Below are 12,318 nucleotides of genomic sequence, written 5' to 3'. Positions count from 1 at the left end.
GTAATTTGAGTTAGCATTGATTAAATAATTTTAAAATATGTTAAAATGATAATATTTTTTCAAAATTTAAGTATTTTTTATGTTGGATTTTACAATAAATTGATAGTTTTGCAATCGAATATTTAAATAAAATATAAAATGAAAAAAATTAGTACATTATTAGTACTTATGTTTTTTATGAATGTATTCTCGCAGGATTTTCATAAAGAATGTGGCTTTGATAAAATAATGAAAAGATTGGATGATAAACATCCTGACTTAAAAAGATTAAGAGAACAAGGGGAGCAGAAAATTCTCGGTATGAATCAACAGGCTTTTCTAAATAAAGTAGGTGCTACAACTTCAAAAAATAGTCTTTATACCGGGCAGATTTATGAAATACCGGTAGTGGTTCATGTAATAGAATCTCAAGATCCGGCAAATGCCAATTTGGCTGTCACAGATCAGGAGATTATCAACTGGATAGGAAGAGCCAACAGTATGTATGCAACTACATATGGTGGAAACTTTTATCCAGAAGGAGCAGGTGCTACAGGCGGAAATGTAATTCCATTTAAACTTGTTTTGGCAAAAAGATCACCATCGTGCATGCCAACATCGGGTATTATCCGCTACAACGGAAGTAGTCTTCCTGATTACGACCAAAATGGCGTAACAGATTCCGGAGCGACAGATACTCAGATTAAAAATGAATTGGCGCCGCACTGGCCGGAAAATTCATACTTTAATATTTATGTAGTGATTGGTTTTGATGGCCAACAGCATTTATCGTATGGTCTTATGGGTTATGCTGCATTCCCAAACTCGTATGATTACGATTATGAAAGCTTTATGAAAGTGGCAACCATAAAAAATCAGAATGACACTACGCTTACTCACGAATTAGGTCATGCTTTTGGGCTTTATCATACTTTTCAGGGGATTTCGGCAAATAGCCAGACAACCTGCCCTGTGAATAATAATTGCGCTACAGATGGTGACAGGGTTTGCGACACATCTCCGTCACGAAGTATGTATGGTGTTGCAGTTCCGAATAATAATTCAACCGATCCGTGCACAGGTCAAAATTATGACGGAACGCAGTATAATATTATGAATTATACCAACTCAAACCGTAAGTTTACCGCCGGACAACGCGACAGAGCAATTCTGATGATGATGGAATATAGAAAAAACCTTCTGAATTCTTTGGGCGGAAAAGATCCTTCAATCGTTATACCATCACCTGTTTCTGTAGTTAATGCGCAATGTAATCCTTCAGGTATTGCAAATCCTGCTAATAATAATTTTGCGATAGGACCTTACAGAGTAGTTTTTGGAGATATCAACAGTATTAGCAACGGATACGATTCTGATGAGGCAAACCCAATTTATTATGCCGATTATGCAAATGCTACTTGCATCAGACCTGCGTATTCTACAGAAATTCCTGCTGCTACTGCAACTCCGTTAAAAATTACTTTTATGAACGGTTTTGGACAGACAGAAAAATTCAGAGTAAAAGTATGGATCGACTATAACAATAATGGCACATTTGAAGATGCAGAATTGGTTAGCAATTATCTTTCTAATAATATAACATCAGGACAAAGCAATACTTACACAGTAAACGTAACACCGGCGGCAAATGCAGTACAAAATACTTACCTGAGAGTAAGAATTGGAGTAGATGCAGCTACAAGAAACTCGGTGAATTTACCAGAATTTACATCATGTTCTGTATTACAATACGGTCAAGTAGAAGACTATGCTGTTAAAATATTAGGCGCATTGTCTACTTCTGAAACAGAAAATAAATATGACACCAAAATTGTTTATATAAAAACAGAAAACAAGCTTCAGCTTTTTGGTGAAAGAAATTTAAAATTCGGAAATTATCAAATTTATGATATGAGCGGTAAATTGATACAAAAAGGAAATTCAGAGACCAATGAAGTCCGTATCAATCAGCAATTAATTAAAGGTTCATATATCATTAATTATTCTGATGGGGATAAGCAAGGATCTAAGAAATTTATAAACAATTAAACTCGAAAAGCCCTTTTTTTAAAGGGCTTTTTTTATACTTTGAAAAAGTTAATATGAAAAAAATATTCAGTTTTTTGTTTTTCTGTTTGTTAATCATCAGTTGCCAATCGCAGAAAATTGCTGAGCAGCAAAATGACGAAAACAAAGCAAAATACTTCTCAGGAACCTGGACTTTTGTGCAAAAAACATATAAAGAAGATGATAAAACTAAAATTTTCAATCTTCATCAATGTATGAAACAATATGAAATCATATTTAAAAATATAAATGGAAAATCAGTTATGACCAAAACATTTGCAACGGGTAAAGATTGTAAAATAAAAAGTCAGACAAGCGATCTTTTGGTTGTGATAAGTGGTGGCACTTTTTCGTATAAAGAAGAAGATCTTAAAAAAGTTGAGCAGTATAAAATCTACTCAGAAAATAAATTTTCAATTATTTACAGAGATATTATTAACGGGAATGTAACGGAAATTGAAGATTTCTATCAAAGAAAAAAATAATTACTTCAGCCGATCAGGATTTTGCTTTAAAAAACTTTCCCAACCCGAATAAGACTTCGTATCTGCAACGATCCCTGAATTAAAATGATGACAAACTGCTACCGCCAAACCGTCGGAAGCATCCAGATATTTTGTAGGAAATTCTTTAAGATTTAAAAGATTCTGAAGCATTCCTGCAACCTGCTCTTTACTGGCATTTCCGTTTCCGGTGATTGCCATTTTTATTTTTTTTGGAGAATATTCGGTAATCGGAATATTTCGGTGAAGACTTGCTGCCATTGCAACACCTTGAGCTCTTCCCAGTTTCAGCATCGATTGCACGTTTTTTCCGAAAAATGGTGCTTCGAGTGCTACTTCATCAGGATGAAACTCATCAATTAATGCTAAAGTTTTATCGAAAATATATTTAAGTTTGGTCTCGTGATTCGGATATTTTTTTAAGATTAATTCGTGAATGGAAATCATTTCCATTTTCCCTTTTTTTACCGATATCAAACCAAATCCCATCACGGCTGTTCCGGGGTCAATTCCTAAAATTATTTTCTCTGCTGAAATCATTCCGGCAAAGATACGGCTTTCTTTATTTTAGTATTCAATATTCTTCAGACAGTTTTTTTTCATTGATGGGAACCCATTTTCCGTCATATCTTAGTAGTAAAATCTTGTCAACTATAAATTTAGTTTTATAGATTTTGTTTTTGTAGACTTCCCAAGCTTTAAGGAAGTTTTCATAACTAAGATCTCTGTAACCAACGGTTATATGCGGACTAAACGAGCGTTTTCCAAAACTAAACTTTTCTTTTACATTGAAAAAAAGTTGCTTTAAAGTTTCATTTTCTTCCGGCTTTACAAACAAAACCGGATTTTCAGGATTGGGAAAATTTCCAAAACCGTGTAAAATAATCTCAAAAGGAGCCATCTTGGTGTTGATTTTCTTAAAAGCAATATGAATATCTTCTTCCAGTTCTGTTTCTCTCGAAAAAGGTGGCAACAAGGTAATATGTGCATCATTTTTTAATGCTTTTGAATTGGCAAAGTTGAGTGCTAAATCTTCTTTGAAAACCCTTATCTCATCAATAATTTTCTGATCAGGATAAATAGCAATAAAGTACATTTTTTTCATGTTGTAAATGTAAAACTTCCAGGGATTTTAGAAAGTTTAAATCCATATTAATTAATAATTTTCCAATAGATCTGCAATCTGCTTAATTTTAAGATGAGGTTTGAAAGCTGCCAATTTTCCCTTTTCTTCATCAGCAATATTAGATAAGATAATAACCGAAGTTTTGGTTTCAGGATAATAAATATTAAGTGAAGGCGCACCTTTTACATAACCGCTGTGAAAATAAGAAACTGGTTTGTTGTCATTGATCATAATTCCCAATCCATAACCCATTTTCCCGAGAACAGGATGCTGTCGTTCTGTACTTTTGGATGTAAATTCTTTCAATGTTTCAGCGCGTATGATTTTCCCGGAGTATAAAGCATTGTTCCAGGTGTGTAAATCTTTGATGGTTGACAAAACTCCGCCTGCTGGAATCCCGATTTCTTTATTGCCTAATCTTTTTGGCATATTTCCTACCGCTTTCTGAGTTTTTGAATTTCCTACATAAGTTTCAGCAAAATTTTTTCCCGTAAAAGAAGTTCCTGTGGATGAGTTTTTCATTCCTGCTTTTTTAAATAATTCAAGCATGTTATCATCAAAAGATTTTCCGGAAACTTTTTCCACGATTTTTCCTAAAGCATTATAGCCGTCGTTAGAATAATTAAAACCGCTTCCGCTTTTAAACATGAGTTTTTCGCCGAAATTATTGAGTCCCGAACTGTGGTTTAAAAGCTGTTGAAGGGTAATGTTTTCGTATTCTTTTTTCTGAAATTCCTGAATATATTTTGAAGCTTTGTCGGCGAGATTGAGTTTGCCCTGTTCCGTTTGCAGAAGAATAAGAACAGCTGTGAATTGTTTACTGATGGATGCAATAGAAAAAACGGTAGAATTATTTATTTCTTTTTTATTTTCAAAATCTGCAAAGCCATTGTTTCGTCTGTATAATTCGATATTATCTTTAAAAACACCAACACTGCCATTGAAATTGTATTGACTGAAAACACTATCAATCTGAGTTTTATATAATTTTTGCTGAAACACTACAATCGCAGAATCTGCAATTGCTTTTCTGTTAACAGGTTGTATTGGTTCTGTTTTCTGACATGAAAATAGCAGAAGAAATAATAGGGAAATGAAAAAGGATTTTTTCAGCATTAAGTTTGGTTTTTACTAATAAATAAAGAATTATAAAAGATGAAGCTATTTGCAGACCAAATTGAAGATCTGTTTTATGATTTTTATATCAAAAAAGAAATCTTTATTTTAAAATGCTTCTATTGTAAAGTTTTAATATTGATAATTTAGTAATATTTAATTTGTATTGAATTAAATTTATAAATATTTCAATTTATTTGTTAAATTAGCGTCACTAATCTAATATTCCTAAATTCTATGAAAAACAAAATCTACGTATTTGTTTTAATGGCTTTATTCTCTTTAGCCAAGTCTCAGACTCCCGAAATTTTGTATTACAAATTTGAAGGTACATCATCCAATATTCCGAATCTTGCAAGCAATCCACCAGCCGGAACGCAGGTTGGCGAAATTGTGGGAAACTTAACTCTGGGAAGCAATACAGCTTGCCTGGGAAATGGTTTAATCGGTAGTGGTTCTACAGGAACCTCAAATTATTTTAATACCAAATGGAATCTCGCTTTAAGCGGATCCTGGACAATGCATGTGAAATTTAATAATTACACCAGTAATGTAACCACGGTATATTATCTTTTGGGGGATGCAATTTCCGGTGGAAATTCTTTTCGCCTGTTCACAAACGGCGCTCCGGGAACAGGAGGTGTAAGATTAAGTGCCAATGGAATGTCTAATGTAGATATTCCTAATGTTTTTTCTACAACCTTGTCGCTTGTAGATTTAATAATCGTATACGACAGCAGTTTACAAAATATAAAAGCTTATCTGAATGGGGTTCTTAAAACAACAGTAACTCAGTCGACTCCTCTGGTTTTTAACGGCGCACTATTTAAACTCGGCACTTATGCTGGCAATACGGGAATGAAAGCCGGAATGACAATGGATGAATTTGGTCTTTTCAACAGGGCAATTACCGATGCAGAAATTGCTTCTTTAAATAATTTCTGCTCTTCTCTGAGTACAGATGAGGTCGTTAAAAATACAGGTAAAAAAGTTGCGGTAAAAGACGGAAACCTATTTTTGGAGAAAGGTAAATTCGGGAAATACAGCATTTATGATTATTCGGGAAGAGAAATCCTGTCAGGCGAAGAATCTTCTAATTTAATTAATATAAAACCTTTACAGAAAGGAGTTTACATTATCAAATATGGTAATGAATCAACCCGTTTTAAATATTAAAATAAAAACTAAAGCCTCTTGAATTAATTTTTAAGAGGCTTTTTTATGCTTATTCTGTAGAAGTCAAATCACAAAACCAGAAAACATATTCCTCTTCTTCTTCATTTTCATCAGACTTCGGTTTAGGGTAAGTTTTCTTTACAATTTCACCAATATCAAACGGAATCGGTTTTTTAAAAATCGGACCGTCAAAAGTAAAGGTGTGAAACTCTCCGTTTTCTCCGCAAGGGTCGACATTTTCAGGTAGATCTTTAATGAAATCTTTATCAATAATTCTTCCCGCAAAACTCTTATCGAGATACGTTTCGTTAACGCAGGTTACAATGGTTTTAAATCCTAAACTTAAAAACTCGCTGATGAGGTCTGTTGTATTGATTTTCCACAGTGGAAACACACCTTCCATTCCGATTGTTTTTAACTGATCTTCTCTGTATTTCCTTAAGTCTTCCAAAAAAATATCGCCAAAAATAGAATGAGTAACGCCCTGAGATTTTATTTCGTTCATGGTTTTAGACATGATCTCACTGTATTCTTCCATTGTCGGTTCCTTCGGGATTTCCATTTTTATTAACGGAAAGCCTAAACTTTCAGCTTGTTTTTCTAATAAAGAAATATGAACGCCATGCATGGAAATTCTTTGAAATTCTTTATTGACGCTCGTCAGCAATGAGGTGATTTCAAATTGGTCTTCTTTTAATATTTTATATAATGCAAGCGCAGAATCTTTTCCGCTGCTCCAGTTGAATAGGGCTTTTGGTTTCATGAAAAAATATGGACTTATAGATTTAAAAATTAATCGTTCAGTAACGTTTTATCTATTATCCGGTTTTCCGAAATTGTTTAATTCATTAGGTTCAATCTTGTTTTTTTCGGCTTCTTGCCTTTTTTGTAATTCTTCAGTATTCCTGTTCATATCACTTTTATGTGTGACATCCATAGGATATGAATTGCAGCTTTTTAAGAATATTACTGAGAAAGTTATAAGCACTATAAAAAAGAATTTTTTCATGAATTTTTTAAGGTTAAATGTAAATGTGGAAATCATTCAAAAATACAAAAAAACCTCAAAGAAAAATTCCTTGAGGTCTTAATTTATAAATTATTAATATGTTTAGTAGTCAATAATTGTCTACGGCACAGCCGTTACATGTTTCTTCTGTATTTACCGCCTATTTCAAATAAAATACAATAATTGGCTATAAAAGAAATAGTGTGATTTGTTATTTTGTTGTAAGGAATCGCACAAGTGAAACTATGAATAATTTGATATTCGATTACGGAAAACCATAAATAGTAAGATGTCAATCTTAAAAGAAAATTTTATGTATTTTGATTTTTAAAATATTTTTATTAATTTTGTAGAAAATATTAACATGGGTATTTTAGATTTCATTTCATTTGAAGACCCTAATAAGGTTGGAGGTTCTATAAAGGCAACTATACATAAGACTGGAAAGCTTGGGTTTTCTTCTGGGGCTGAAGATTTTATGGGAATTAAAGAAGAGTCTTATTTTATGGTAGGATTTAATAATAATGATGCTACGGATGATAGTATTTATATGGTTAAATCTGATGACGAAAATAATGCTTTTAAAGTATCAAAAGCAGGAATGTATTATTATATAAATTTGAAAAACGTTTTTGATAAACGAGGAATTGATTATAAAAGTAAAAGTTATATATATGATATAAAGAAAGAGAATTCTGAGTTAACAGAATTTTTTATTTTAACTAAAAGAAAAAAATAATACTGAGGAAAAAAAATAAAAAAGGCTGAATAAACAGCCATTGGAAATTTATAAGTTTTCTTAAAAATACTTGGGGAAGTGGTTTTTAAAGAAATTTTAAACTTAAGGATAATGAGATTAGCTCGTCTCCTTTTATTGTGCAAAAGTACAACATCTGTTTCTTTTTTCCAAAAATAAAATTCGTTTTAACACTCACACGCGTTAGAGTAATTATAATATTAAAAAATGAGAATAATATTATTTAATACAAATTTTAAATTAAAAAGAAACAAAAATTATGAATTATAAAGTATCTACTTTTAAATTCTTCGTTTCAAATAGAAATGGGGAAAAACACTTTTTAGCTAACTTACCAGGAAATATTGATTTTCAAGATTTGTTTAACGAATTTTTGACCGATATTTTTTTAAATACTAAAAAGTTCAATGAAAATGGGAAAGATAAAAGTCTTACATTAAGGGAGCCACATAAATTTGACAAAGAAAAAAGACAAATTTATGGTAAGTTTGATGCAGGAAGTACAGGTGACCCAGTGAATATTAACGACCCAGAAACTAATGAAACAAACTATTCTGTGGGTCCTGATGAACTTCAAGCTAGAATTTTGAATTTCTATGCTCAAATTCCTAAAAATAAACAAGAAGGCTTCATTGTATTACAAAGAAAGTCCACTCATAGTATTCAAAAAAGCTTAGAAAATTGTTTTAATGATTTTTTAGTGAGGAAAGGTTTTGAAGGTGAGAATAGAATCAGAATTAAACTTTCACATGCACCAAATTCAAAATTGATGCAAAGAATGATGGAGTTTGGAGAGCTGAAAGAAATTAATCTTGAAAAAAATATTATTCCAAATAGTTTTTCAGAATTGTTCGAAGGCGTAAGTGATTCTAATAAAGGGACAATTACGACTCAATTGGTCTTCCAAAAATTCGCTACTAAGGATAACTTTAAACAAGTATTATTTAATATTCATAGTAAAAGTTACACAGGTGATGAGCAAGTTGAGATTGAAGGAAATTTTTATGATGAAGTTTCATTTACATTTCAGCTAGATAAGATTACGAAAACATTTTTTGTAAAGGATAAAACAAAAATTAGGTCGGAAATTGATATTACATCAATGTTAGACGATGAAAGTATGAAAGGTGAAATTCCTATTGATAAATTTGTAGAAATATCTATCAAGCTAATTTTAGAAATTTCATAATATAAAAAAGGCTGTTCATTGAACAGCCTTTTTTATATTTTGGGTATCACATGTTTCTTCTGTATTTCCCGCCTACTTCAAACAAAGCATTAGTAATCTGCCCAAGCGAACAATATTTCACGGCATCCATCATTACTTCAAATAAATTTTGCTGATTGATTGCTGCGTGTTGTAAAGTTTTCAGAGCTTCTGCAGATTTATCTTCATTAGAATTCTGGAAATTGTGAAGCATTTCAATCTGGAATTGTTTTTCCTCTTCAGTCGAACGAATAACTTCTCCCGGACGAACCGTTGGCGAACCGTCTTTTCCTAAGAATGTATTTACCCCGATGATCGGATATTCTCCTGTATGTTTCAACCATTCGTAATGCATCGATTCTTCCTGGATTTTCGAACGTTGATACATCGTTTCCATTGCTCCTAGAACACCACCTCTTTCCGTAATTCTGTCGAATTCTGCATACACAGCTTCTTCCACCAAATCCGTCAATTCTTCAATAATAAATGAACCTTGAAGCGGATTTTCGTTTTTAGCTAAACCTAATTCTTTGTTGATAATCAACTGAATGGCCATCGCTCTTCTTACAGATTGTTCAGTCGGAGTCGTAATCGCTTCGTCATAAGCATTCGTGTGAAGAGAATTACAATTGTCGTAGATTGCATAAAGCGCCTGTAAAGTCGTTCTGATATCGTTGAAATCAATTTCCTGAGCGTGAAGTGAACGTCCGGAAGTCTGAATGTGATATTTCAACATCTGGCTTCTTTCGTCGGCTCCATATTTCAGTTTCATGGCTTTTGCCCAGATTCTTCTTGCAACACGTCCAATTACTGAATATTCAGGGTCGATACCGTTGGAGAAGAAGAACGATAAGTTGGGAGCAAAATCATTGATATCCATTCCTCTTGACAAATAATATTCCACATAGGTGAAACCATTTGCCAAAGTAAATGCCAACTGAGAAACCGGATTTGCTCCTGCTTCCGCAATGTGATAACCGGAAATCGAAACAGAGTAAAAGTTTCTTACTTTTTCTTTGATGAAATATTCCTGAACGTCACCCATTAATCTCAAGGCAAATTCAGTCGAGAAAATACAAGTATTCTGAGCTTGATCTTCTTTTAAAATGTCTGCCTGAACAGTTCCACGAACGGTTGCAATTGTTTTAGCTTTAATCTCAGCATAAACATCGGCAGGAATAATTTCATCACCTGTAATTCCTAATAGTTTTAAACCTAAACCATTATTCGAAGGAGGCAATTCTCCATTATATTTTGGTCTTGCTAAACCTTTATCGTCGAATTTTGCTTTTAAAGCAGCTTCAACTTTAGATTCCAAACCATTTTCAGCAATATATTTTTCTACATTCTGATCGATCGCAGCGTTCATAAAGAAAGCCAACAACATCGGTGCAGGTCCGTTGATCGTCATTGAAACTGAAGTTAATGCATTCACCAAATCAAAACCTGAATATAGCTTTTTAGCATCATCTAAAGTTGCAATGGAAACTCCTGCATTTCCGATTTTACCATAAATATCTGGTGGTAAAGCAGGGTCTTGTCCGTACAATGTTACTGAATCGAAAGCTGTAGATAAACGTTTTGCAGGCATTTCAGCAGAAACATAGTGGAATCTTCTGTTGGTTCTTTCAGGACCGCCTTCTCCGGCGAACATTCTCGTTGGATCCTCTCCTGTTCTTTTGAAAGGATAAATTCCGGCTGTAAAAGGAAATCCACCGGGAAGATTTTCCTGACCTTTCCATTTAATTAAATCACCCCAATCAGTATATTTTGGTAATGCAATTTTTGGAATTCTTAAGTGAGATAAAGATTCAGTTGAGGTTTCAACTTTAATTTCTTTTCCTCTTACAAAATACGAATAAAACTCTTCGTGGAAAGCTTTTTTCGTATCATCCCAAGTTTTTAAGAAGTCGATGTTTTCCTGTTGAAGTTCTTTTTCAGCTTTTTGATATTCTGCATCTAAAGTTTCATTGGAAATAATTTTTTTAACGCCATCAATATGATACATTGTTCTCGCTAATTCAGCTTGTTTTTCAATGTTTGCATCATAAATTCTGTTGTTTTCAACAATTTCAGAAAGGTAGCGCACTCTTTTCGGAGGAATGATCGTTACTTCGTCGGTAATTTCCTGTTCAACAAATCCTTGAAGATTTAAATCAGCAAATTTTTCGTTGACTTTAGAAACTAATCTGTTGTATAATTCAGTTGTTCCGTGGTCGTTGAATTGAGATGCTTTTGTTGCATAAACAGGCATTTCATCTAATGGCTGTTCCCATAATAAATGGTTTCTCTGGAACTGCTTTCTAACCGCCTGAAGTGCATCTAAAGCACCTCTTTTATCTGATTTATTTAAAGCAACCAAATCTGCATAATCCAACATGTCGATTTTTTCCAACTGTGTAGAAGCTCCGTATTCAGGAGTCATTACGTACATTGAAACATCGGCAAAATCTGAAACTTCCGAACCAGATTGTCCGATACCTGAAGTTTCCAGAATAATTACGTCTGGATGAGCTAATTTCAACACATTCAAGGCAGAATGAATAAACGGAGAAACCGAAACGTTGTTTTCTCTCGTCGCCATCGAACGCATATAAACTCTCGGATCATTGATCGCGTTCATACGGATTCTGTCACCTAAAAGTGCGCCTCCTGTTTTCTTTTTTGAAGGGTCAATTGAAATAATGGCAATTTTTTTATCTGTATTGGAACGTAAGAAACGTCTTACCAATTCGTCTGTCAATGAAGATTTTCCGGCTCCACCAGTACCTGTAATACCGATAATCGGAATATTTAAATCTTTTGATTTTTCGTCAATCGCAGCAACCAATTCTGGTTTTTCTTCTGAAAAGTTTTCAACCGCTGAAATGATTTTTGCGATGCTCGTAGAATTTTCAAAACTGATTGAATCTAAATCGCTTGCCGTAACTTCTTTTCCTGTCGCGAAATCTGATCTTTTCACCAAATCATCGATCATCCCTTGTAAACCAAGTTCACGGCCGTCGTCCGGAGAATAAATTCTGTCGATTCCGTAAGACATGATGTCTTCGATTTCTTCAGGCAGAATTACACCGCCACCGCCACCAAAAATTTTGATTTGCGGAGAGTTCTTTTCTCTTAAAAGATCATAGATATATTTAAAATATTCGTTGTGACCACCTTGATAAGAAGTTAAGGCAATCGCATTGGCATCTTCCTGAATGGCTGTGTTTACAACTTCTTCAGCAGATTTGTCGTGACCAAGGTGGATGACTTCACATCCTGTTCCCTGAATGACACGACGCATGATATTAATTGCAGCATCATGACCGTCGAATAACGATGCAGCTGTTACAATTCTTACTTTATTTGTTGGAGTATATTTTTGGGTTTCCATAA

10 protein-coding genes are annotated in these 12,318 nt (G+C 33.4%); 5 read left to right on the top strand and 5 right to left on the bottom strand.

Translation table 11 applies throughout. The annotated features are described in order from the left end of the window. The first annotated feature begins 138 nt into the window (after positions 1–138). Positions 139–2,028, top strand: a complete 1,890-nt coding sequence (locus AB4Y90_RS02575; protein WP_441555742.1) for a zinc-dependent metalloprotease — start codon at positions 139–141, stop codon at positions 2,026–2,028. A gap of 53 nt (positions 2,029–2,081) precedes the next feature. Continuing rightward, positions 2,082–2,531 carry a hypothetical protein gene (locus AB4Y90_RS02570; RefSeq protein WP_441555740.1) on the top strand — a complete coding sequence of 150 codons (450 nt, stop codon included), beginning with the start codon at positions 2,082–2,084 and terminating at the stop codon, positions 2,529–2,531. Here the strand turns inward: AB4Y90_RS02570 and ruvC are convergent, their stop codons facing one another. The 3 genes from ruvC to AB4Y90_RS02555 are packed head-to-tail and all read right to left on the bottom strand — an operon-like array spanning position 2,532 to position 4,791. After that, positions 2,532–3,086, bottom strand: coding sequence for a crossover junction endodeoxyribonuclease RuvC (ruvC, locus tag AB4Y90_RS02565; protein WP_441555746.1), 555 nt, complete (start codon positions 3,084–3,086; stop codon positions 2,532–2,534). 37 nt (positions 3,087–3,123) lie between these two features. Next, positions 3,124–3,645 (bottom strand): 2'-5' RNA ligase family protein, encoded by a 522-nt coding sequence (locus tag AB4Y90_RS02560; RefSeq protein WP_441555738.1) that lies wholly within the window; start codon positions 3,643–3,645, stop codon positions 3,124–3,126. Positions 3,646–3,705: 60 nt separating this feature from the next. Continuing rightward, the gene (locus tag AB4Y90_RS02555; protein WP_441555737.1) at positions 3,706–4,791 is read right to left on the bottom strand and encodes a serine hydrolase domain-containing protein; all 1,086 of its coding nucleotides are present in this window, start codon (positions 4,789–4,791) and stop codon (positions 3,706–3,708) included. Between the two features lie 237 nt (positions 4,792–5,028). Between AB4Y90_RS02555 and AB4Y90_RS02550 the strand changes: the two genes are divergently transcribed. Further along, complete coding sequence (locus tag AB4Y90_RS02550; RefSeq protein ID WP_441555735.1) at positions 5,029–5,967, top strand: LamG-like jellyroll fold domain-containing protein; 939 nt, start codon at positions 5,029–5,031, stop codon at positions 5,965–5,967. A gap of 49 nt (positions 5,968–6,016) precedes the next feature. On the opposite strand, the gene AB4Y90_RS02545 is transcribed toward AB4Y90_RS02550, so the two are convergent. Further along, a complete protein-coding gene (locus tag AB4Y90_RS02545; protein ID WP_441555734.1) occupies positions 6,017–6,730 on the bottom strand; it encodes a diphthine--ammonia ligase in 714 nt (237 codons plus the stop codon). Positions 6,731–7,340: 610 nt separating this feature from the next. Here AB4Y90_RS02545 and AB4Y90_RS02540 point away from each other — a divergent pair. Both AB4Y90_RS02540 and AB4Y90_RS02535 read left to right on the top strand, forming a co-directional pair. After that, entirely contained in the window at positions 7,341–7,715 is a 375-nt protein-coding gene (locus AB4Y90_RS02540) for a hypothetical protein (RefSeq protein WP_441555733.1), read from the top strand. A gap of 277 nt (positions 7,716–7,992) precedes the next feature. Continuing rightward, positions 7,993–8,922: a hypothetical protein gene (locus tag AB4Y90_RS02535; RefSeq protein WP_441555732.1), complete on the top strand. Its 930-nt coding sequence runs from the start codon at positions 7,993–7,995 to the stop codon at positions 8,920–8,922. A 46-nt stretch (positions 8,923–8,968) separates the two neighbouring features. Here AB4Y90_RS02535 and AB4Y90_RS02530 read toward each other — a convergent pair whose 3' ends face one another. Continuing rightward, entirely contained in the window at positions 8,969–12,316 is a 3,348-nt protein-coding gene (locus tag AB4Y90_RS02530) for a methylmalonyl-CoA mutase family protein (RefSeq protein WP_441555730.1), read from the bottom strand. Between the last annotated feature and the right edge of the window lie 2 nt (positions 12,317–12,318).

The sequence above is a fragment of the Chryseobacterium sp. 2TAF14 genome (assembly GCF_052115105.1).
In the GTDB taxonomy this organism is placed as follows: Bacteria; Bacteroidota; Bacteroidia; order Flavobacteriales; family Weeksellaceae; genus Chryseobacterium.
Note: the sequence above shows the minus strand (reverse complement) of the source record. Positions and strands in the feature narration are given on the sequence as shown.